Here is a 21772-nt window from a genome sequence, read left to right as displayed (position 1 = left end):
CGTATCGTTGATGGCAAGCGATTCGAGACGGATTCGCGAGTTTCATCCGCTGAATCCAAGACGCGGCTCCGAGGCACGGTGTGTGCTTCGGGCATATATCGCACTCCGATGAGCCGGCATGCTTCGTCATGCGACGCGAGGCATCGAGCGCTTTGCCCGCTTTTCAAGAGCCTCTCGCGTCTTAAAGTCTGGAAGTTCCAACGGCTCTCTCGCCGGACCACTGACACGTAACGTACCGCGGCATGCCGCGCGGGCTCTCTGCTTTTTCCGCAGCCCGGAAACAACGCTCAATTTATCGACTGAGGACTGCGCCTTTGAACACCCCCTATGTCAACGCCTTACCTTCGCGCCCGGGCAAGGATGACGGTGAATTCACCGCGAGCGACATGCTCAGGCTACTGCGCGACCACCTTGGCATCCTCTTCCTGTTCATCGGAATCGCCGCCGCGCTCGCGAGCGCGTATGCGTTTCTTGCCAAGCCCATTTATTCGTCGGACGTGGTCGTGCGCGTGGATCCACCCGATCCGAACGCACTCGGCATCGCGCCGCAAAGCCAGCAGCAGATGCCGCAGGCGGTGCAGACAGTGAATCAGCTCGCGCCCGCCGAGATCTCCATGATGCAGAGCCGCTCGGTGCTGGAGCCTGTCGTCAAGCAGTTTCACTTCGACGTGAAGGTCAAGCCCAACACGCTCCCCGTGCTCGGCTCGATCGCGGAACTGTTCGCGAAGAAGGGACATCTCGCGCCTGCATGGTTCGGGCTCGATTCGTACGCGTGGGGCGGCGAGTCGCTGCAGATCGGCCGGCTCGACGTGCCGCCCGCGCTCGAAGACCAGAAGCTCGATCTGGTCGTGCTCGAAAACAACCAGTACGAGTTGCACGACCCGGACGGCGAGACGCTCCTGCGCGGCACGGTCGGCCGTCCGGCATCGGCGAACGGCGTCTCAATACTCGTCGACAGCGTGATCGGTCGCCCCGGCGTGCATTTCGATGTGACGCGCCTCAATACGCTCGACGCGATCGCGCTCATGAAGAAGACAATGAAGGTGGCCGAGTCCGCGAAGGACACGGGCGTCGTGCAGATCACCTTCAATGCAGACGATCCCGCGCTCACCGCCGATGTCGCCAACGCGCTCGGCCAGGCGTATCTGGCGGCCGCCGTGCAGGCGCGTCAGGCAAACGACACGAAGACGCTCGAATTCATCCGCGGAGAACTGCCGCGCCTCGAACGCGATCTGCGTCAGGCCGAAGGCAATTTGAGCGCGTTCCGTTCGAAGTCGCAGTCGGTGCAGCCGATCAACGAAGCGCAGGCGTATCTGCAAGGCAGCATCGTGTCGATGCAGCAACTTGCGACCTTGAAGCTGCAACGCACGCAAGCCTTGCAGCGCTTCCAGCCGAGCAGTCCGCAGGTGGTCAATCTCGATCAGCAGATCGCCGAGCTCGAAGCATCGAACAAGCAGATTCAGCAACGCTTCGACAGCATGCCCGCGTCCGAACGTCAGAACGCGACGCTCACGCGTGACGCGCGCGTGGCCGAGACCATCTACATGGGCATGGTCAACAAGGCGCAGGAGCTGTCGGTGCGCCGTGCAAGCACGAGCGGCGGCGCGCATATCGTAGATAACGCGTTGCGCCCGTATCGTCCGGTGAAGCCGAACAAGCCGCTCGTCATCCTGGCGGGCACGGGTCTGGGCTTTTTCATCGGCACCTTCTTCATCTTCCTGCGCCGCCACGCGATGATCGGCGTGACCGATCCGATGTTCGTCGAGCGCCGTCTCTCGGTGCCGGTGCTGGGCGAAGTGCTGTACAGCCGGCAGCAGGCGATGCTCGATCACGAGATCGCCGTGTCGCCGGCGGAGCATGCGCCGCTCACCTATTCCGGCGCCGAGCAAGGCGGACCACCCAAGGCGCTGCCGTACGTTCATCTGCCGGAGCACGATGCGTTCGCGATGCCGCACGTCGCCGACACCGATCGCGACGCCCGCGTGCTCGCCACGCGCTATCCGCACGATCCGGCCGTCGAGGCGCTGCGCGCGGTACGCACGGAGCTGTATCGCGACCTCGCCAACGCGCCGAACAACATCGTGATGCTGACGGGCCCGATTCCGTCGGCGGGCAAGAGTTTCGTCGCGGCGAATCTGTCGGTGCTGCTCGCCGAAATCGGTCTGCGCGTGCTGCTGATCGACGGCGACATGCGGCGCGGCCATATCGCTTCGTTCTTCAAGCAGTCGAATCCGGGCGGTCTCTCGGAAGTGCTGAAGGGCGAGATGGCGCTCAGCGATGCGATCCGTTATGTCGGCGTGCCGGGCCTGTCGTTCATGTCGTGCGGCGGCTATCCGGAGAATCCGTCCGAGCTGCTGATGATGCCGGGCTTTCGCAATATGCTCGCGCGCATGAGCGATCAGTTCGATCTGGTGATCGTCGATACGCCGCCGTTCCTCGTCGTGACCGATGCAGCGATCGTCGCAAGCGATGCGGGCTCGACGGTGCTCGTGCTGCGCTCGGGCATCCAGAGCGAGGAAGAGATCGAAGAGACCGTGAAGAAGGTGCAACGCGCGGGCGGCAGACTGGTCGGTTCGGTCTTCAACGCGATTCCGCGCCGCCCGAGCAATCGCCGCAGCTACGGTTATGCGGCGGCTTATACGAGCACGTTCAAGTCGGTGAACTGATGTTGCGCGCGCGATGACGCGCGTATCGTACCGATGCTTCACGCCGCGTGCCCGTCACGCGGCGCTTTACGTTCCATCCGTTGCGGGAAACGCTCGCGCGATCGGGATGTCAAACGATTTGCGGCATGACGAGCTATCTTCCGGAATGTGATCGTCGCGCGCTGGGCGCTTGCGATCAGAGCGTTGTTTCACGGGGCTTCGGCGCGCTTCGCGTCGCCAACCGGATCGAGGAAAGGGACGCATATGAGCGGACGTTTTTCCTTCAGGCATCGGCTCGTGCAATGCCCGCGCTGTCGCAGACAGGTGGCCGCGGCTTCGTCCGTGTGTCCGCATTGCGATTTTCATCGCAAGCCGAAAGCAGCGCGCAGGCGCGCGCCCTTGCGCATGGCGCTGGTCGTCGCGCTGGCGCTGCTTGCGATCGGCGGCTGCCTTTATCTGGGCGAGTCAGGACTCGATACACACCTGTTCCTGTCGCGTTGAACCGGCGGTTTCATCCGATGGTTCGCCACAGTGCCGGCTCCATCCAACATAACCTTCGACGATGAAAGAAAAAGCGGCGCTGACCGACCTTTACTACCGAATCTGGGCCTTCGCGATGCCGGTGACGTCGTTTCTCGTCATGCCATCGATTCAGGGCACGACGATCGGCTATCTGATGTGCTTCCTCTCCGTGCCGCTCGTGCTGCTGTTCGGCGGCCGCGCACGCAAGCACTGGCTGCACTTCGTGGGCGCGGCGCTGCTCGTCTGGCTGATCATGTTCTTCACGTCGCAGTTCGCGGACGTGATGGCGCCTTTCGATCCCGACTTCAGCAAGGTCGTGCTCGTCGACGACACCGATCCCTTCACCTTCGTCATGCGCAAGAGCCTGTTTACGCAGTCCGCCTACGTGGCGGCCGTCGTGCTCTACGCGGCCTACGTGTACCACTACTACAAGCCGACCTGGGACCAATGGCTGCTCGCGGCCATTACGCTGTTCGCGCTCTACGGCATGTTCGAAGTGGCTTACTACATCGCGACGGGGCAACCGGGCGACTTCATCTCGAACCGCGCTTTCGGCGATCAGTTCGGCAAGGGCATCGTGCGCTCGGACGGCACGGTGAACGGCAGCTCGTTCCAGCAGATCGACGTCAAGGGCTTTCCGATCCAGCGTCTCAAGGCGCTCACCGGCGAGCCGTCGATGTACGCGATGTCCATCTTCCCCTTCTGGGTCTACTTCAACGCGACTTCGCGGGTGCGCTGGCCGGTCTGGATCATCGGGCTGTCGCTTTTGATGACCACGTCGTCGACCGTGCTGATCGGCTATGCGGTGTACTCGCTCATCCGCGTGCGCAAGCTCGGCATCAATCCGGTCAAGGCGCTGATCGGCCTGTTCGTGCTGTGCATCATCGCTTATGTGCTGCAGGACTACATCGCCGACCTGTTCAAGCAGATGGTCACGGACAAGCTGGAGGCGAAAACCGAGTCGGGCTCGGATCGCTCGCTGCTGTTCCTCGAATCGATGCGTCTGTGGTTTCATGCCGCGCCGCTCAATCAGCTCTTCGGCGTCGGCTTCGGCTATATCCGCTCGACCGATCTCTTTTCGACGCTGCTCGTGAACATCGGCGTCGTCGGCACGGTCTTCATCAGCGCGATGATGCTCTACCCCGCGTTCAAGCTCGACTGGGATCCGCGCGGCATGGCGCTGCGCCAGTGCTGCGCCGCGACCTGGACGATGATGATGGTCTCGGTGCCCGAGTTCGCCTATCTCGCGCCGTGGACGCTGGTCGCGATGGCGTATGTGCGCGTGCGTGCGCTCAAGCTCGCGCGGCAGCACGTCGACGACAGGGCCGCCGCCAGCGCGATGCGCGATGCACAGGACGGCGCGTCGATCGGCACGGCGATCGGCAGGCATGTGCGGCCGGAAATCGGCGCGCGCATCGGCTCGCGCTTCGGTCCGCGCGGACGTCATCTCTGAGGCCCGCGCATCGGCTTGCATCCCTCCGACGTTCTACAATGTCGGTTTCGACCACCGGCTGATCCATCGTTCGGGATCGCCGGGCAACCAGGGAGCAACCATGTCGACAGTCACGACCGATTCCGGTCTCAAATACGAAGATGTCACCGTTGGCGAAGGTGCCGAAGCCGTCGCGGGCAAGACGGTCAGCGTGCACTACACGGGCTGGCTCACGGATGGCCAGAAATTCGATTCGAGCAAGGACCGCAACGACCCGTTCGCATTCGTGCTGGGCGGCGGCATGGTCATCAAGGGCTGGGACGAAGGCGTGCAGGGCATGAAGGTGGGCGGCGTGCGCCGTCTCACGATTCCGCCGCAACTCGGTTACGGCGCGCGCGGCGCGGGCGGCGTGATTCCGCCGAACGCCACGCTCGTGTTCGAAGTGGAACTGCTGGACGTCTGAGCGTCGACGGCATGAGCGCGCCGCTGCATCGCCCGGCCGTCTCGCTGCGCCGTTATGAAGCGGCGCAGGCGTCGGACGTGCACGACTTTCATCAGATCGTGCTCGGTCTCGACGGGTCGATGGAAATGGCCGTCGATGGCAACGGCGCGCGTATCGACTGCGGCGGCGCGTGGATCATTCCGGCGGGCGCGCGCCACGATTACTGGGCCGACGGCGACAACCGCCAGCTCGTGCTCGATCTGCCCGCCACCTCCGTCGCGGTGCCCGAGCGCTACTTCGCGCGGGCGCGCGCCATCGCGATCGATCCGCGCGTCACGCAGGCCGTCGCGGACGTCGCCCGTCATGCCCGTATCGGCGATGCATCTCTGTCGGACCGCGTCGCATGGCAGGCGGCCGCGCATCTGTGCGGCGCGCTGATGCACGACACGGACGACTCCATCGACATGATGCGTGGCCTCGACTTCGCGCGCATCGACCGGTGGTTGCGTCAGCATCTGTCGGAGCCGCTGCGTATCGCCGATCTCGCCGCGCATTGCGGCTTCGGCATGCGGCGCTTTCATCAGTTATTCAACGAAGCGTTCGGCGAGACGCCGCATCGCTATCTGCATCGTCTGCGGCTCGATACGGCGCTGACGCTGCTGGCCGATCCGCGCACGTCGCTGACCGATATCGCGCTCGATGTCGGCTTCGCGGATCAGAGCGCGCTCACTCACGCGTTTTCGAAACGCTTCGGGATCTCGCCGGGGCAGTGGCGCAGCGGCGGCTTCAGGTCGCCGCGCGGCGCCTAGCCCAGACCGCGCGCCAGATCGGCGCGTATGTCCGCCGGATCTTCGAGACCCACCGCAAGACGAATCAGCCCTTCGCGTATGCCCGCCGCTTCGCGCACTTCGACGGCGAGGCGTCCATGTGTCGTCGTGGAGGGATGCGTGATCGTCGTGCGCGTATCGCCGAGATTGCCGGTGATCGAACAAAGCTTCGTACCGTCGATCACGCGCCACGCGTTCGCGCGCTGCTGCTCCTGCGTCTCACCCTTCAGCTCGAACGATACGATCGCGCCGCCCGCCTTCTGCTGCTTCATCGCAATGGCATGTTGCGGATGCGATTCGAGCCCCGGATAAAACACGCGATTCACAGCTGGATGCGCTTCGAGCCAGCGCGCGATTTCCAATGCATTCGCCGACTGCTTCTCAACGCGCAGCGTGAGCGTCTCCATGCCCTTCAGGAGCACCCATGCGTTGAAGGCGGACATCGTCGGACCGGCGCTGCGCACGAACGGAAACACCGTCTCCATGATGAAGCGTTTCGAGCCGACGAGCGCGCCGCCGAGCACGCGGCCCTGACCGTCGAGAAACTTCGTGGCCGAATGCATCACGACGTCCGCGCCGAGCTTCAGCGGCTGCTGCAAGGCCGGACTGCAGAAGCAGTTGTCGACGACGAAGAGCGCGCCGTTATGCTTCGCGATCTGTGCGATTGCCGCGATATCCGCAATTTCGGTCAGCGGATTGGACGGCGTCTCCAGAAAGAACATCTTCGTCGCAGGCGTCACGGCAGCTTGCCATTCGTCGGGCTGCGTCGGATCGACGAACGTCGTCGTGATGCCGAACTTCGGGAAGATCTGCGTGAACATGCCGATCGTCGAGCCGAACAGGCTCTTCGAACTGACGATGTGATCGCCCTGCTGCATCGACGCCATCACGACCGACAATATCGCCGACATGCCCGACGCCGTCGCCATGCACGCTTCGCCGCCTTCGAGCGCGGCGAGGCGGTTCTGGAACATCGTCACGGTCGGATTGGTGAAGCGCGAGTACGTGTAGGCTTCTTCGGCATTCCTGAAGCGCTCGGCCGCTTCCGCCGCGCTCGAAAAGCAGAAGCTCGATGTGAGAAAGAGCGCCTCGCTATGCTCGTTGAATTCGCTGCGCAAGGTCCCGGCGCGCACGGCGAGCGTGTCGAAGTTCAGGTGGTCGTCCATGTTTTTCTCCCTCGTTTTCAGGCTCGCGACGTAAAAAACCCGCTTGGTCCTTGCAGACGAAGCGGGCTCGCATGAAGCGCCGGAAACTTACTCGACCGATAGTTGCAGATGCAACTGCGACCGCGTCATGCCGCCGTCCTGCGCGTCGCTCGCCGCGTCGCGATCCGACTGCGATTGCGGCGCGAGACGCGCGGTTTCGATGCGATCGAGATAATCGGTCGTCACGTCGCCGGTGATGTAGTTGCCGTCGAAGCACGAGGCTTCGAATTCCTTCAGCGCCGGGTTGATGTCGCGGATCGCGTTCTTCAGGTCTTCCACGTCCTGATAGACGAGATAATCCGCGCCGATCATGCGCGCGACTTCGTCGTCGCTGCGGCCGTGCGCGACGAGTTCGCCGCGCGTCGGCATGTCGATGCCGTACACGTTCGGGAACTTCACCGGCGGCGCGGCGGACGCGAAGATCACCTTGCTCGCGCCGGCGTCGCGCGCCATCTGCACGATCTCATGCGAAGTCGTGCCGCGCACGATCGAATCGTCGACGATCAGCACGTTCTTGCCCTTGAACTCGATGCCCATCGCGTTCAGCTTCTGGCGCACCGATTTCTTGCGCACCGCCTGACCCGGCATGATGAAGGTGCGGCCCACGTAACGGTTCTTGAAGAAGCCCTCGCGATACTCGACGCCGAGCTTCGCCGCCACCTGCATCGCGGCGGGGCGCGACGAATCGGGAATCGGCATCACGACGTCGATCGGCACGTCGGGCAGCACGCGCTTGATCTTCTCGGCGAGGTAATCGCCCATGCGCAGACGCGCGTTGTAGACCGGCACGCCGTCGAGGCACGAGTCCGGACGCGCGAGATACACGAGCTCGAAGATGCAGGGGTTGAGCTCGGGCTTCTCGGCGCACTGATGGCTGTGCAGGTTGCCTTCGGCGTCGATGAAGATGGCTTCACCCGGCTCGACATCGCGCACGAACTCGAAGCCGATGCCTTCGATCGCCACCGATTCCGAAGCAACCATCCACTCGACGCCCGTCGTCGTTTCCAGCTTGCCGAGCACGAGCGGGCGGATGCCGAACGGATCGCGGAACGCCACGAGCCCGTAGCCCGCGATCAGCGAGACGATCGCATACGAACCCTTCACGCGGCGATGCACGCCCGCGACCGCCTTGAACAGCGCGGTGGCGTCGAGTTGCAGGCCCGAGCTGGCGAGCTGCAGTTCGTGCGCGAACACGTTGAGGAGCACTTCGGTATCGGATGCGGTGTTGATGTGCCGGCGGTCGATGCGGAACATCTCGTCCTTCAGCTGCATCCAGTTCGTGAGATTGCCGTTGTGCGCGAGGATGATGCCGAACGGCGCATTCACGTAGAACGGCTGGGCTTCTTCCTCGCTCGACGCGGAACCGGCGGTCGGATAACGCACCTGGCCGATGCCCACGTTGCCCGGCAGGCTGCGCATGTTGCGCGTGCGGAACACGTCGCGCACCATGCCGTTGGCCTTATGCATGTGGAAGTTGTTGCCGTTCGCCGTGGCGATGCCCGCCGCATCCTGTCCGCGATGCTGGAGCAGGAGCAGGCTGTCATAGATCAGCTGATTGACGGGACTTTGGGAAACTACACCTACGATGCCGCACATGGCATGGTCCTTCAAAGAGTCGAAACGGGTAGACAAGGCGTGGCCGGGTCGAAGCGTCTTCGAGCCGTCTCGCGTTCCTCGTGTAGCCGGCCGTTCGTCTATTGTGCGGCGTCTGGCGCCAGTCCGCTCGGTTGAGGAGCGACATGCACATACGCGGCGAGCGTATCGGGGAGCAGCGGTTTCAATTCGCGCACGCCTTGCTCGGCCATCGGCCTCAGCAGCGCATTGCGCCAAAAATCCTTTTGCGGCAGTTCGGTCAAGCCAGCCAGGGCGACCAGTATCACTACCAATATAGCGCCTCTCACGAGGCCGAACAGCAAGCCCAACGAGCGATCCACGCCGCGCAGGCCGGTCACTTCGGTGATGCGCGTCAACAGCGCCGACAGCACGCTCGACACGAGCAGCACCGCCGCGACCACCAGCAGGAACGCCACCAGCCACTGCGTGAGCGCGCCGCCCGGCCATGTCGCCGGAATATAGGGCACGACGAACCCGACGAAGCGCCCCGCGATCAGAATGGCTGCGATCCAGCCGACCAGTCCGAACGCCTCGGCCAGCAGGCCACGCCACATACCGCGCAGCGCGGACAGGCCGATCACGGCCATCACGGCATAGTCGAAAGCGGTGAACATCGAGCCTGCTTAATTCGATGTCGACCGGGTGCCGCCGCCCAGGCCGGCCTGGCGCACCTTCACGAGCGCCGCCTGCGCCGCCGCGCGATCCGGGAACGGACCCGCACGCAGCAACGACTTGGTCGCGCCGTCCGACTGCTTGCGATGTTCGAGATATGCGGGCACGCCCGCGGACTTCAACTTGTTGACCCAGTTCTGCGCGGCGGTTTCGTCGTCGAACTGGCCGATTTGCAGCACGAAGCGGCTGCCGGCCGGCGACGACGGCGTGTTCGCGGCGCCCGCAGCCGCGTTGGCGGCGGAGTTCGCGGTGGCGTCGTCGGAGGGTTCTGCGGCTTGCTGTTTCGCGTTCTGGCTCGCGACCGCGGCGGGCTTCGACGGCTTCGTCTCGGCCTTCGCTTCCGGCTTCGGCTGTTCCTTCGGTTCGGGCTTGGCCTGCGCCGTCGCGGCCGGTGCTGCGGCCTGCGGTTGCGTCACGCCGGCTGCGACACCACCTGAAACGCCCGCCGGCGCCTCGTGCGCGACGCCAGCCTGCGTGTCCGCGTCATTCGCGTCGCGCGACTGCTTCGCGGCAGGCGCCGGGCGATTGGGAATATCGATGGAAATATCGTCGGTAACGGGCTTCGGGCGCGAATCCAGCACCATCGGCAAAACGATGACCGCAGCCAGCACCAGCGCGACCGCGCCGATGAGTCTGCGGCGCGCACGCTGTTTCTCGGGGAGGGTGGGATCGAGCATCATCGCGTCGGTGTCGGTGCGCTCGCTACGGTCGGATCTGCGCGTGCGGCGCTCCGTGCGGACGGTGTGACGCGAGCCGCGTGAGGAATCGGAGGATGCGTCGCGACCGGAGTCGTCTTTCTTGCCGAACGAGAAGAGTCCCATGTATCGCTTGGTGCTGACGGCCGACCGTCTGGGTGATGCTGCTCAGTGATGCTGCGACTTACGGTAGGCCATGACGCCTGCTACCGTGTAGAAACTGCCGAAGACCAAGATTCTATCATTTTCGGAGGCACGGCCTAAAGCATCTTGAAAAGCTGCGGCCGGCGTTTCAAACCGGAAAACGCTGCTGTCGGGGCCATCGTTGACACCGGCATCGCGCAATGCGTGCTCCAGTTGCTCCGCCGAGGCAGCGCGCGGCGTCGGCAGTGCGGTGACGTTCCAGTGATCGATCTCGCCTTTCAGCTGATTCACGACGCCTTCAATGTCCTTGTCGCGCATGGCGCCAAACACTGCGTACGTGTACGGAAAATAGCCCATGTTGCCGAGATTTTGCGACAAAACGGCGGCAGCGTGCGGATTGTGCGCGACATCGAGAATGATCTGCGGCTTGCCCGGCAGCACCTGAAACCGGCCCGGCAACTCGACATTGGCGAGGCCGAGACGAATGTCCTGCGCCGATACCGGCAGGCGCGCGCGCAGCGCTTCGAGCGCCGCCAGCGCCGCCGATGTATTGATCAGTTGATTCGCGCCGCGCAGCGCCGGATAGGCCAGGGCCGAGCGCCGCTGCTCACGTCCGATATAGCTCCATTGCTGGCGCTCGTTGCCCGGCTGCGCTTCGTAACGGAAATCGCGTCCGACGAGCCACAGGTCCGCGCCGACCGCTTCGGCGTGATCGATGAGGCTCTGCGGCGGAGAAGGATCGCCGCACACGGCGGGCTTGCCCTGCCGGAAAATCCCCGCTTTCTCGAAACCGATCTTCTCGCGCGTATCGCCGAGATAGTCCGTGTGGTCGATATCGATGCTCGTGATCACCGCGCAGTCCGTATCGACGATATTCACCGCGTCCAGACGCCCGCCCAGCCCCACTTCGAGAACCACCGCGTCGAGCCCGCGCGAGGCGAACAGATGCAGGATCGCGAGCGTCGTGAATTCGAAGTAAGTCAGAGAAACCGGCTCCGCGAGACTCGCGCGCGCCTTTTCCACCGCCTCGAAATGCTCGAGCAGCTCGGCGTCGCTGGCTTCGGCGCCATCGATACGCGCACGTTCATTGAACGACAGCAGATGCGGCGACGTATGGCAGCCGACGCGATAGCCCGCACGCAGCAGAATCGTTTCGATGATCGCGCACGTGGAGCCCTTGCCATTCGTGCCGCCGACCGTGATGACCGGACAATCGAAATGCAGGCCGAGCGCGTCCTTCACCTTGCCGATGCGCGCGAGGCCCATGTCGATGCCGACCGGATGCGCCGCTTCCAGATGTGCGAGCCAGGCGTCGAGAGTGGGGAAAGTGTTCATTTTCGAGATCGGAGAAAAGCAAAACGCCGCGCGAAAACCGTAGGGCTCTCGCGCGGCGCAGCGCTGCAAAATCAGCAACTCAGGCGACGGAATCGGCGGGTTGCCGCGTCATGAGCGCCATCAACTGGGCCAGTTCTTCGCGCATCTTGCGGCGATCCACGATCATGTCGATCGCGCCCTTCGTCATCAGGAATTCGGCGCGCTGGAAGCCTTCCGGCAGCTTTTCACGCACGGTCTGCTCGATCACGCGCGGGCCGGCGAAGCCGATCAGCGCTTTCGGCTCGGCGATCACGACGTCGCCGAGGAACGCAAAGCTTGCGGACACGCCGCCCATCGTCGGGTCCGTGAGGACCGAGATGAACGGCAGCTTCGCGTCCGAGAGTCTCGTCAGCAGCGCGGTGGTTTTCGCCATCTGCATCAGCGAAAGCAGGCTTTCCTGCATGCGCGCGCCGCCGGAAGCCGTGAAGCAGATGAACGGCACGTTCTGCTCCAGCGCGTTGCGCGCGCCGCGCACGAAGCGCTCGCCGACCACCGAGCCCATCGAGCCGCCCATGAACGAGAATTCGAAACACGCGACGACGCACGGAATCGTATGGATCGCACCGCCCATGACGACCATCGCATCGGTTTCGTCGGTATCCTCCATCGCTTCCTTGATGCGGTCCGGATACTTGCGGCTGTCCTTGAACTTGAGCGCGTCGACCGGCACGACTTCCTGGCCGATTTCATAGCGGCCTTCCGGATCGAGCAGACGGTCGAGCCGCTCGCGCGCGCCGATACGCATGTGATGGCTGCACTTCGGGCACACGTGCAGGTTCGCCTCGACGTCGTTGCGATACAGCACGGCCTCGCACGACGGGCACTTCACCCACAGGCCCTCGGGAATGCCCTTGCGGCTTTTGGGATCGGTTTGCTTGATCTTCGGCGGCAGCAGTTTGTCGAGCCAGCTCATCGTTTTTCCTTGACTGATCGGTCGCCGCGCGGCGCACGTCCGAATCGGACGGCCCGCGGCGGCGCGTATTTTACTGTGCGGCGTCGAGCGCCTGACGAATTTCGGCGATGAAGCTCGTCAGCGACGCAGCCGCGGCGTCCGGTTTCGCCTCTTCGAGCAGTTGCACGAGGCGGCTGCCGATGACGACGGCGTCCGCGACATCGGCGACGGCGCGCGCGGTCTGGGCATCGCGAATGCCGAAACCGACGCCAACCGGCAGGGGCACATGCGACTTGATGGCCGGGATTTTACTCGCGATGCTGGAAACGTCCAGATTTGCCGCGCCGGTCACGCCCTTCAGCGATACGTAGTAGACATAGCCGCTCGCGATCTTGCCGACCGCCGCGATGCGATCGTCCGTCGATGTGGGAGCGAGCAGGAAGATCGGATCGATGCTGGCGGCGCGCATCTTCTCGCCGAATTCGATCGCTTCCTCGGGCGGGTAATCGACCACCAGCACGCCGTCGACGCCCGCTTCCTGCGCGGCTTTCGCGAACGCATCGGCGCCCATGCGCTCGATCGGATTCGCATAGCCCATCAGCACGACGGGTGTTTTGTCATCGGTTTCGCGAAAGCGCGCGACATCCGCGAGCACGCTCTTCAGCGTCACGCCGCGCGCGAGCGCGCGCTCGGACGAGCGCTGGATGACGGGGCCATCGGCCATCGGATCGGAAAACGGCACGCCGAGTTCGATGACATCCGCGCCGCCCTTCGCCAGCGCGTGCATGAATTCGACCGTCTGCTCCGGATTCGGGTCGCCCGCCGTGATGAACGGGATCAGACCTTTCTTTCCCTGCGCGGCCAGGGCCGCAAAAGTTTGCTTGATACGGGACATGAGAAATTCTCGTAAACGTTCGTTAGCGTCGATGCTTCTGTATGCATCTGACGCGATCAGCAACGAAAAAGGCGCTATTTGGCAGCTTGAGCGGTGTCGGTGACAAGAAGCGTTTTGCGGCGCGCGCGAACCGGTTCATCCGGGCTGAGTCGCGCGGCCCGTGCTTGCGCGACGCGGCTTTCCGCAATCGCGCAGTAGTCCGCGTTGATCTCATACCCGATGAACTGCCGCCCGTGACGCGCGCACGCGACGCCGGTCGTGCCGCTGCCCATGAACGGATCGAGCACGCGGCCACCCGGCGGACAACTCGCGAGGACCATGCGCTCGACGATTTCCAGCGGCTTTTGCGTGGGATGATCCACGCGCTCCGCGTGCTGCCTGTGCAGGCGGGACACCGACCAGACGTCCTTCGGGTTGTAACCGAGCTCCAGCCACTTGCTGCCTTCGAAAATCTTGCGCGAACGCGCCTTTTTCGTCTCTGCGTCGTAGGGGATGCGGACCGGATCGAGATCGAAGTAATAATCCTTCGATACCGCGAAATAGCCAATGTTATCGTGCACTGACGTAAATTTACGCGTCGTTCCGCCCATGCTCGGCACGCGCCGGTCCCAAACGATCTCGTTGATCATCATGAGACGACGCTTCAGGAACACGAACAGTTCGGGCGAATATTGCCAGGTGCAGAAGATGTACAGCGAGCCGCTCGGCTTGAGCTTCGGGATCGCCAGATCCAGCCAGCGATACGTCCACTCCAGAAAAGCGTCGCCGGACAGCATGTCCGAGTCGTTCCCGTAATCCTTCCCCAGACCATAGGGCGGATCCGCGACGATCAGATCGATCGACGCGTCGGGAATGTTCGCGGCATCGGCCAGAAAATCGCGGTTGCGGATGTCGCTGCCGGCGCCCTGAAGCGCGCCTGCGGACAACGGCTCGTCGATGACGGTACGCATCTATCAGGCGCTCAGAACTGGATGCCCGATCGCTCCGCGACCGTGTGCATGTCCTTGTCGCCCCGGCCCGACAGATTGACGAGCAGCACCTTGTCGCGCGGCAGCGTTTTCGCGAGCTTCGCGCCGTAGGCGAGCGCGTGGCTCGATTCCAGCGCCGGAATGATGCCCTCGATGCGGCAGCAGTCATGGAACGCCTTGAGCGCTTCTTCGTCGGTGATGCCGACGTATTCCGCGCGCCCCGCGTCCTTCAGCCACGCGTGCTCCGGACCGACGCCCGGATAGTCGAGACCGGCCGAGACCGAATGCGTCTCTATGATCTGCCCGTTCTCGTCCTGCAGCAGATACGTGCGGTTGCCGTGCAGCACGCCGGGGCTGCCGCCCATCAGCGACGCCGCATGACGTCCGGTATCGATGCCGTCGCCCGCCGCTTCGACGCCGATCAACTTGACGTCTTTATCGTCGATATACGGATAAAAAATGCCCATCGCGTTCGATCCTCCGCCCACGCAGGCGATCACCGCATCCGGCTGGCGACCGGTCATTTCCGGCATCTGCACGCGGCATTCGTCGCCGATTACGCGCTGGAAGTCGCGCACCATCATCGGATAGGGATGCGGACCCGCCACCGTGCCGATGATGTAGAACGTATTCTCGACGTTCGTCACCCAGTCGCGCATGGCTTCGTTGAGCGCGTCCTTGAGGGTCTTCGAACCGGATTCGACCGGCACGACCGTCGCGCCGAGCAGCTTCATCCGATAGACATTCGCGGCCTGACGACGCACGTCTTCCGAGCCCATGTAGACCACGCATTCCATGCCGAAGCGCGCGGCGATCGTCGCCGTCGCCACGCCGTGCTGACCCGCGCCCGTTTCGGCGATCACGCGCGGCTTGCCCATCTTGCGGGCGAGCAGCGCCTGACCGATCACGTTGTTCACCTTGTGCGCGCCGGTGTGATTCAGGTCTTCGCGCTTCAGGTAAAGCTGCGCGCCGCCGAGCATTTCGCTCCAGCGCTTCGCGTGATAGATCGGCGACGGACGGCCCACGTAATGCTTGAGCTCGTACTCGTATTCGGCGAGAAATTCGGGATCTTTTTGTGCCGCTTCATACGCGACGCGCAATTCATCGAGCGCGTGGATGAGCGTTTCGGAGACGAACACGCCTCCATATTGGCCGAAATGGCCTCTTTCGTCTGGCAAGTTGTACATTGCGTCACTCTCTCGGTTACGCGGACCGGCAGCGCGGCCCGCGTTCGAATCACCCGGCATCCGCCTCGCGCACCGCGCGCACGAATGCCGCCATTCGGGCGGGATCTTTCACGCCCTTGGCGCCCGGCACTTCGATGCCGCTCGAGACATCGACCGCGTACGGGCGCACACGCCGAATGGCGTCACTGACGTTTTGCGCGTTCAACCCACCACTCAAAACGGCCCGATGCCCGAGATCTGTTGGGATAAGTGACCAATCGAATACCTTTCCACCGCCGCCGAAGCCCTCGACGAGAGCGTCGAGCAGAAGACCGCCTGCGGCTTTGAACTTGAGAGACGATTCTATCAAATGGCTTGTGGACGCATCAGCCCCAATTCGCAGCGCGCGCCAATAGGATAAACCCGCAATCGCCGCGAGTTCCTCGCATTGCTCCGGGGTTTCGTCGCCGTGAAATTGCAGCAGGGAAAGCGGCACGTTCGACGTGACTTCGCGAATCCACTCGGGCGTCGCATTCACGAAAAGCCCGACCGCCGATACCAGCGGCGGCACCTGCCGCGCCAGTTCGACCGCCTGCGCGACGCTCACAGAGCGCGGGCTCGACGGATAGAACACGAAGCCCACGGCATCCGCGCCGAGCGCGACGGCGTGCTGCACGTCCTCGACGCGCGACAGTCCGCACAACTTGATGCGGGTGCGATGCAAATCTCGTTCTGTCATTTCGGCTCGGCCCAGATGGCGCTCCAGGGCATGCTGGCGATGTGCGGCGGCGGCACCGCGAAGCGTTCAGGATAGCCGACCTCAGCCAGATACAGCCCATCGGGCATGAAGGTCGGCGCGGCGGCGCGGCGGTCGCGTGCGGCGAGTACATCTGCCATCCAGGAAGCCGGGTGACGGCCTCGCCCGATCGCGACGAAACATCCCATCAGGTTGCGCACCATGTGATGCAGGAACGCGTTGGCGCGAAAACGGAAGTGGATGAAATCGCCCTGCTCGCGCACGTCGATCTGATGGAGATGCTTCACCGGCGTTTTCGACTGGCAATCGGCCGCGCGGAACGACGAAAAATCGTGCTCGCCGATCAGACACGCAACCGCATCGCGCATCGCGCCTGCATCGAGCGGCGTATGCACCCAGCCCGCGCGTTTCGACAGCATCGGCGAACGCACCGGATTGACGTATAGAACGTAGAAATAGGTCCGTTCGAAGGCGGCGAAGCGCGCGTGAAAATCGTCGGGCATCGGCTTCGCCCATTGCACGGCGACCGTGTCCGGCAGAAACGCGTTCGTGCCGCGCACCCACGAGAACGCCGTGCGATCGAGATCGGTATCGAAATGGACGACCTGACCGAGCCCATGCACGCCCGTGTCCGTGCGCCCGGCGACGACCGTCTGCAGCGGCGTCTGCGCGAACGCGGCGAGCGCGCGCTCCAGTTCGTTCTGGACCGTCTTGCCGTGCGGCTGCGACTGCCAGCCGCAAAACGCCGAACCGTCGTACTGAACGCCCAGTGCAATACGCATCAGGAATGCGGCGCGAGCGTCGACAGGAGCGTGGCGGCCTGCTGACGCGTCGCCGGATCGTTCGACTCGATCACTTCCTGCAGCAAGGTGCGCGCGCCCGAGAGATCGCCCAACTCGATGTACTCGGCGGCCAATTCGAGCTTGTTGCGCGCGATGGTCGCGAGTTGCGCCGGCGTGAGGGCGGGAATCGGCTCGGTGGTGCTCGACGCCGCGCCGAGATCGAAATCGAGGCTCAGCGGCCCGAATCTCGTCGCGCCCAAGCCTGCCACCGACGCCGCACCGGCCGTGCCGGCTTCGATCTGCGAAGCGACGGACTGCGCCTGCGATTGCGGCGGTTGCGCCGGATCGGGCCGCGCCACCGGTTGCGGGACGAACGGCGCCTGTTCGATCGGTTGCGACAAGGACGGCACTTGTTGAAGCGCCTTCGGATGCGCCTCCTGCGGCGGCGCAAGCTCAGCCGGCGGCGAGGCCAGCGTGGCCGGCTCCGTGATCGCGGGCGGCTTGATCGTCAGTTCCATGCGCGGCGGCAGTTCCATTTCGAGCGAACCCAGCGCCTGAATCGCGTCCTGCGGGAACTTCGGCATCGGAAAGCGATGCGCGAGCACCGGCTCCTCGTCCGGCGCGATACCCGATTTTTCCGCTTCGCGCGCGGCCAGTTCCTCGATGTCGCGCTGCTCGGCGGCACGCTGCTCGGCAGCCTGCTCTTCCGCGGCGCGCGCCTGCAATTCCCGCAACTCGGCTTCGCGCGCGATGATCTCGCGTGCGGCGGCGTCGCGCGACTGCTCCTCGCGCTCGGTCACCTGACGCAATTCGGCCTCGCGCTGCTCGGCTTCGCGGGTAGCCATTTGATGGGCGAGCGCTTCTCGCGCAGCGGCTTCGCGCGCACGAATCTCGCGCTCCTCGGCCTCCTGCGCGGCTGCCTGACGTGCCGCGGCTTCGCGTTCCTCGTTTTCCCATTTCTCGGCCTCGAGGCGGGCCGCCTCGCGCGCCTCGATTTCGCGAAGGTGCGGCTCGTGCGCGCCGGCGTCGGCTGCGGGGGCTTCGGGCAAGGGCGGAACGAAGTCGGCGTGTCGAGCCGCGGGCGCGACGGGCGCGAACGGCTCATCGCGAGCCGGTTGCTCTGCGGGCTTCGATTCGGTCGTCGGCGGCAATTCGCTCTCGACGCTCGCTGCCGTCGCGGCTGCAGCGCCGACGCCCGCACTCACCGCCGCAGCTTCACGCTCCTTGCGAAGCGCTTCGTTGCGCGCGGCCGCATCGGCTTGCGCTTCTTCGAGGCTGGAGAAGGTTCGCGGAGTGCGATCGAGGTCGCCGCTCGCTGCCGCGCGCCGCTTGCGACGGCGCATCCTGAGCAGCAGCGCACCGATCACCACCAGCACGATCGCAACGATGAACGGCGTCAGGCCGATCGTCGCGGCGGTCGCGCCTTGATGACTCGCGGATGCGGGCGCCGCGCTGGCTGGCGCACTCGCTGGAGCCTGCGTCGCAGACGCGGCCTCGGGCTGTGGCTCCGGCGCGGAGGCGACCTCCGCAGGCGCGCTCGCATGCGGCTCGATGGCGGATGCGGGCGCCGCTGGCGCTGCGCTCTCCGATACCGGTGCCGCGGCTTCCGGAGCGGGCGCAGGAGCCGGAGCGGGCGTTTCGGCGGGCGCGGAAGGGGAAGCCGCAGCCGTCGCCCCACCCAGATCGGCCGGCACGTTCAGCACGGCGCCGAGTTTCAGCTTGTTGATATCGTGATTTCCGAACGCGCTCGGATTGGCGTCGAACAGCGCACGCGCAGCACGCGCGCGTACGTCGCGGTCCTTCGATCCAGTGAGCTCGCCAGCGATATCGCTCAACGACTGTCCCGGCTTGACCGCGTACGTCTGCCCCGTCGCGCCCGGCGCCGCCGCGCTGCTCGCCTGGGCGAGCGCATCGCCGGGATTCGCCCAGAACATCGCGCATACGGCGAAACCTGTCGCGGCGAGCGCCGCACGCGATGACGAAAGGAGAGACCGGCGAGGTCGTTGGATCATTGAGGCTCCGGGTCCGGCAAAAAATTGAAACGTACGGCGAAAACGGCTCGGCCGACACAGCTTTGCAACAAAACGACGCGAAAACAAAAAAGCGCCGCGAGAAGCGACGCTTTTCATGCTGGCACGCGCTTCCAGGCGCGTAGTTTACTTTACTTGTCGAGCAGAATGCGCAGCATGCGGCGCAGCGGTTCGGCCGCGCCCCACAACAGTTGATCGCCGACAGTAAATGCGGACAGATATTCGCCGCCCATCGCCAGCTTGCGCAGACGGCCGACCGGCACCGTCAGCGTGCCCGTGACGACTGCCGGCGAGAGATCGCGAATCGACGCGTCGCGCTCGTTCGGGACGACCTTCACCCAGTCGTTCGCCGATGCGAGGATGCCGTGCACTTCGTCCAGCGGCACGTCCTTCGTGAGCTTGACGGTGAGCGCCTGCGAGTGGCAGCGCATCGCGCCGATACGCACGCAGAGGCCATCGACGGGAATCGAGCCCGGCGCGCCCATGGCCGGCTTGCCGAGAATCTTGTTGGTTTCCGCGCCGCCCTTCCACTCTTCCTTCGACATGCCGTTGCCGAGATCCTTGTCGATCCACGGAATCAGCGAGCCGGCGAGCGGCACGCCGAAGTTGTCGACGGGCATGCGCTCGCCGTTCATCGCGGCGAGCACGCGGCGATCGATGTCGAGAATCGCCGACGACGGGTCCGCCAGATCTTCCTTCGCCGCACCGTAGAGCACGCCCATCTGCTGCAGCAGTTCGCGCATGTTCTGCGCGCCCGCGCCCGAGGCGGCCTGATAGGTCATCGCGGTCGTCCATTCGACGAGGTTCTCGCGGAACAGGCCGCCGAGCGCCATCAGCATCAGGCTGACCGTGCAGTTGCCGCCGATGAAGTCACGGCCGCCCTTCACGAGCGAATCCTTGATGACGTCCAGGTTCACCGGATCGAGGATGATGACCGCGTCGTCCTTCATGCGTAGCGCCGAGGCCGCGTCGATCCAGTAGCCCTTCCAGCCCGCCGCGCGCAGCTTCGGATACACGTCGTTGGTGTAGTCGCCGCCCTGGCACGTGATGATCGCGTCGCACTTTTTCAGGTCGTCGATGCTCGTCGCGTCTTTGAGCTTTGTCTCGTTCTTGGCGAACGACGGCGCGTTGCCGCCCGCATTGCTGGTGCTGAAGAACACCGGTTCGATCAAGTCGAAATCGCCTTCCTGCTGCATGCGTTGCATCAGGACGCTGCCGACCATGCCGCGCCAACCAACGAGACCTACGTTCATGACTAACCTTTCCTAGTGGACGCTTCCCCGCATCTTTACCCGGCGTGGCCGCGCGGGGAAGACGCTCGGACACGAGGGACGATCAGCGAATCGTGATCGCTTTGATGGAGATTTTCGTAATGCGCGTTTTCAGGACGCGTTTGACCGCGTCGATGCGCGTGCTGATGGCGAGTTCCGTCGCGACGACGTTTGAGCCGCGTCCGATGGAATCCAGAGAGAATTGAGAGTTCTTCGCCATGACCAAAGAATATACACGATAACCCGATGTTTTCGTCACGCGCTTGCGGCACGCGTGTGAAAATCGTGCGGATCGTGCGCGAACATCGGTAAAAAGAGACGATCGGCCGCGCTTTAGCTTGCAACCGCCGATCGTCTTTTCGGCGCTTACAGCGCCTTCAGCACCGCATCGCCCATTTCCTTCGTGCCGACGACTCGGCCGTCCGCCGTGGCGATATCGCCGGTGCGATAGCCCTGCTCCAGCACCTTCTTGACCGCGCTTTCGATGCGATCGGCCTGCTCGGTCTTGCCGAGCGAATAGCGCAGCATCATCGCGGCGGAAAGGATGGTCGCGAGCGGATTGGCGACGCCCTTGCCCGCGATGTCCGGCGCGGACCCGTGCGACGGCTCGTACAAGCCCTTGTTGTTCTTGTCGAGCGACGCCGACGGCAACATGCCGATGGAACCGGTGAGCATGGCGGCCTCGTCAGACAGGATGTCGCCGAACATGTTGCCGGTCACGACGACGTCGAACGCCTTGGGCGCTTTCACCAGTTGCATCGCGGCGTTGTCGACGTACATGTGCGACAGCTCGACGTCCTGATATTCCTTTGCGACGTCGATCATCGTGTCGCGCCACAGTTGCGACGTTTCGAGCACGTTGGCCTTGTCGACGCTCGTCAGCTTCTTTTGACGCTTCTGCGCCGCCTGAAACGCGACGTGCGCGATGCGGCGCACTTCGGGCTCGGAATAGCGCATCGTGTCGAAGCCTTCCTTCGCGCCTTCGAACGGGCCGTCCGGCGCTTCACGCAGGCCGCGCGGCGCGCCGAAGTAGATGTCGCCGTTCAGTTCGCGGACGATGAGAATATCGAGACCCGACACGATCTCCGGCTTCAACGACGACGCGCCCGTCAATTGCGGATAGCAGATCGCCGGACGGAAGTTCGCGAAAAGCTGCAGATGCTTGCGCAGGCCGAGAATCGCCTGCTCCGGACGCAGCGCGCGTTCGAGCTTGTCGTACTTCCAGTCGCCGACCGCGCCGAACAGGATCGCATCGGCTTCCTTCGCGAGCGCCAGCGTCGAATCGGGCAGCGGATGGCCCTTCGCCTCGTAGCCCGCGCCGCCGACGGGCGCTTCTTCCAGCTCGAACTTCTCGCCGAGCGCGTTCAGGACCTTGACCGCTTCGGCGGTGATTTCCGGACCGATCCCGTCGCCGGGCAGAACTGCAATCTTCATCGTCT

At 64.2% G+C, this 21772-nt stretch carries 19 protein-coding genes and 1 pseudogene; 5 read left to right on the top strand and 15 right to left on the bottom strand.

What is annotated here, in order from left to right:
• The first annotated feature begins 314 nt into the window (after positions 1-314).
• The 5 genes and pseudogenes from NK8_RS15400 to NK8_RS15380 form a co-directional block, all read left to right on the top strand.
• Positions 315-2666, top strand: coding sequence for a polysaccharide biosynthesis tyrosine autokinase (locus tag NK8_RS15400; RefSeq protein WP_213229767.1), 2352 nt, complete (start codon positions 315-317; stop codon positions 2664-2666).
• 243 nt (positions 2667-2909) lie between these two features.
• A complete protein-coding gene (locus tag NK8_RS15395; protein WP_162067015.1) occupies positions 2910-3146 on the top strand; it encodes a hypothetical protein in 237 nt (78 codons plus the stop codon).
• A gap of 61 nt (positions 3147-3207) precedes the next feature.
• Positions 3208-4620: a hypothetical protein gene (locus tag NK8_RS15390; RefSeq protein WP_162067014.1), complete on the top strand. Its 1413-nt coding sequence runs from the start codon at positions 3208-3210 to the stop codon at positions 4618-4620.
• A gap of 100 nt (positions 4621-4720) precedes the next feature.
• The gene (locus NK8_RS15385; RefSeq protein ID WP_040049973.1) at positions 4721-5062 is read left to right on the top strand and encodes an FKBP-type peptidyl-prolyl cis-trans isomerase; all 342 of its coding nucleotides are present in this window, start codon (positions 4721-4723) and stop codon (positions 5060-5062) included.
• Positions 5038-5850 (top strand): annotated as a pseudogene (locus tag NK8_RS15380) (helix-turn-helix domain-containing protein); the annotation flags it as partial. The gene NK8_RS15385 and the pseudogene NK8_RS15380, both read left to right, overlap by 25 nt.
• Here NK8_RS15380 and NK8_RS15375 read toward each other — a convergent pair.
• From NK8_RS15375 to leuB, 15 genes are all read right to left on the bottom strand, one after another.
• Positions 5847-7034, bottom strand: a complete 1188-nt coding sequence (locus tag NK8_RS15375; RefSeq protein ID WP_213229763.1) for an O-succinylhomoserine sulfhydrylase — start codon at positions 7032-7034, stop codon at positions 5847-5849. The pseudogene NK8_RS15380 and the gene NK8_RS15375 sit on opposite strands and share 4 nt — an antisense overlap.
• A gap of 87 nt (positions 7035-7121) precedes the next feature.
• Positions 7122-8669: an amidophosphoribosyltransferase gene (purF, locus tag NK8_RS15370; RefSeq protein ID WP_162067011.1), complete on the bottom strand. Its 1548-nt coding sequence runs from the start codon at positions 8667-8669 to the stop codon at positions 7122-7124.
• Between the two features lie 98 nt (positions 8670-8767).
• Positions 8768-9301, bottom strand: coding sequence for a CvpA family protein (locus NK8_RS15365; protein WP_162067010.1), 534 nt, complete (start codon positions 9299-9301; stop codon positions 8768-8770).
• 9 nt (positions 9302-9310) lie between these two features.
• Positions 9311-10180, bottom strand: coding sequence for an SPOR domain-containing protein (locus NK8_RS15360; protein WP_213229761.1), 870 nt, complete (start codon positions 10178-10180; stop codon positions 9311-9313).
• Between the two features lie 42 nt (positions 10181-10222).
• Positions 10223-11533 (bottom strand): bifunctional tetrahydrofolate synthase/dihydrofolate synthase, encoded by a 1311-nt coding sequence (folC, locus tag NK8_RS15355; protein ID WP_213229759.1) that lies wholly within the window; start codon positions 11531-11533, stop codon positions 10223-10225.
• A 79-nt stretch (positions 11534-11612) separates the two neighbouring features.
• Complete coding sequence (accD, locus tag NK8_RS15350; protein WP_162067007.1) at positions 11613-12485, bottom strand: acetyl-CoA carboxylase, carboxyltransferase subunit beta; 873 nt, start codon at positions 12483-12485, stop codon at positions 11613-11615.
• A gap of 70 nt (positions 12486-12555) precedes the next feature.
• Complete coding sequence (gene trpA / locus NK8_RS15345; protein WP_162067006.1) at positions 12556-13359, bottom strand: tryptophan synthase subunit alpha; 804 nt, start codon at positions 13357-13359, stop codon at positions 12556-12558.
• A 74-nt stretch (positions 13360-13433) separates the two neighbouring features.
• On the bottom strand, positions 13434-14309 hold the full coding sequence (locus NK8_RS15340) for a site-specific DNA-methyltransferase (RefSeq protein WP_213229757.1): 876 nt from the start codon (positions 14307-14309) through the stop codon (positions 13434-13436).
• 11 nt (positions 14310-14320) lie between these two features.
• Positions 14321-15514: a tryptophan synthase subunit beta gene (trpB, locus tag NK8_RS15335; RefSeq protein WP_213229755.1), complete on the bottom strand. Its 1194-nt coding sequence runs from the start codon at positions 15512-15514 to the stop codon at positions 14321-14323.
• Between the two features lie 49 nt (positions 15515-15563).
• On the bottom strand, positions 15564-16232 hold the full coding sequence (locus NK8_RS15330) for a phosphoribosylanthranilate isomerase (RefSeq protein WP_213229753.1): 669 nt from the start codon (positions 16230-16232) through the stop codon (positions 15564-15566).
• Positions 16229-17032, bottom strand: a complete 804-nt coding sequence (gene truA, locus NK8_RS15325; RefSeq protein WP_213229751.1) for a tRNA pseudouridine(38-40) synthase TruA — start codon at positions 17030-17032, stop codon at positions 16229-16231. Before truA ends, NK8_RS15330 begins: the two co-directional genes overlap by 4 nt.
• A complete protein-coding gene (locus NK8_RS15320; protein WP_213229748.1) occupies positions 17032-19044 on the bottom strand; it encodes a FimV/HubP family polar landmark protein in 2013 nt (670 codons plus the stop codon). The genes truA and NK8_RS15320 overlap by 1 nt, the downstream gene beginning before the upstream one ends.
• A 149-nt stretch (positions 19045-19193) precedes the next feature.
• Positions 19194-20315: an aspartate-semialdehyde dehydrogenase gene (asd, locus tag NK8_RS15315; RefSeq protein ID WP_213229746.1), complete on the bottom strand. Its 1122-nt coding sequence runs from the start codon at positions 20313-20315 to the stop codon at positions 19194-19196.
• Positions 20316-20397: 82 nt separating this feature from the next.
• Positions 20398-20592, bottom strand: coding sequence for a hypothetical protein (locus NK8_RS15310; RefSeq protein ID WP_162066999.1), 195 nt, complete (start codon positions 20590-20592; stop codon positions 20398-20400).
• A 107-nt stretch (positions 20593-20699) separates the two neighbouring features.
• A complete protein-coding gene (gene leuB, locus NK8_RS15305; protein WP_213229744.1) occupies positions 20700-21767 on the bottom strand; it encodes a 3-isopropylmalate dehydrogenase in 1068 nt (355 codons plus the stop codon).
• Positions 21768-21772 lie beyond the last annotated feature (5 nt).

Origin of the sequence: Caballeronia sp. NK8, assembly GCF_018408855.1 — a bacterium.
GTDB lineage: Bacteria > Pseudomonadota > Gammaproteobacteria > Burkholderiales > Burkholderiaceae > Caballeronia.
This window is presented reverse-complemented; position numbering and strand designations above follow the sequence as displayed.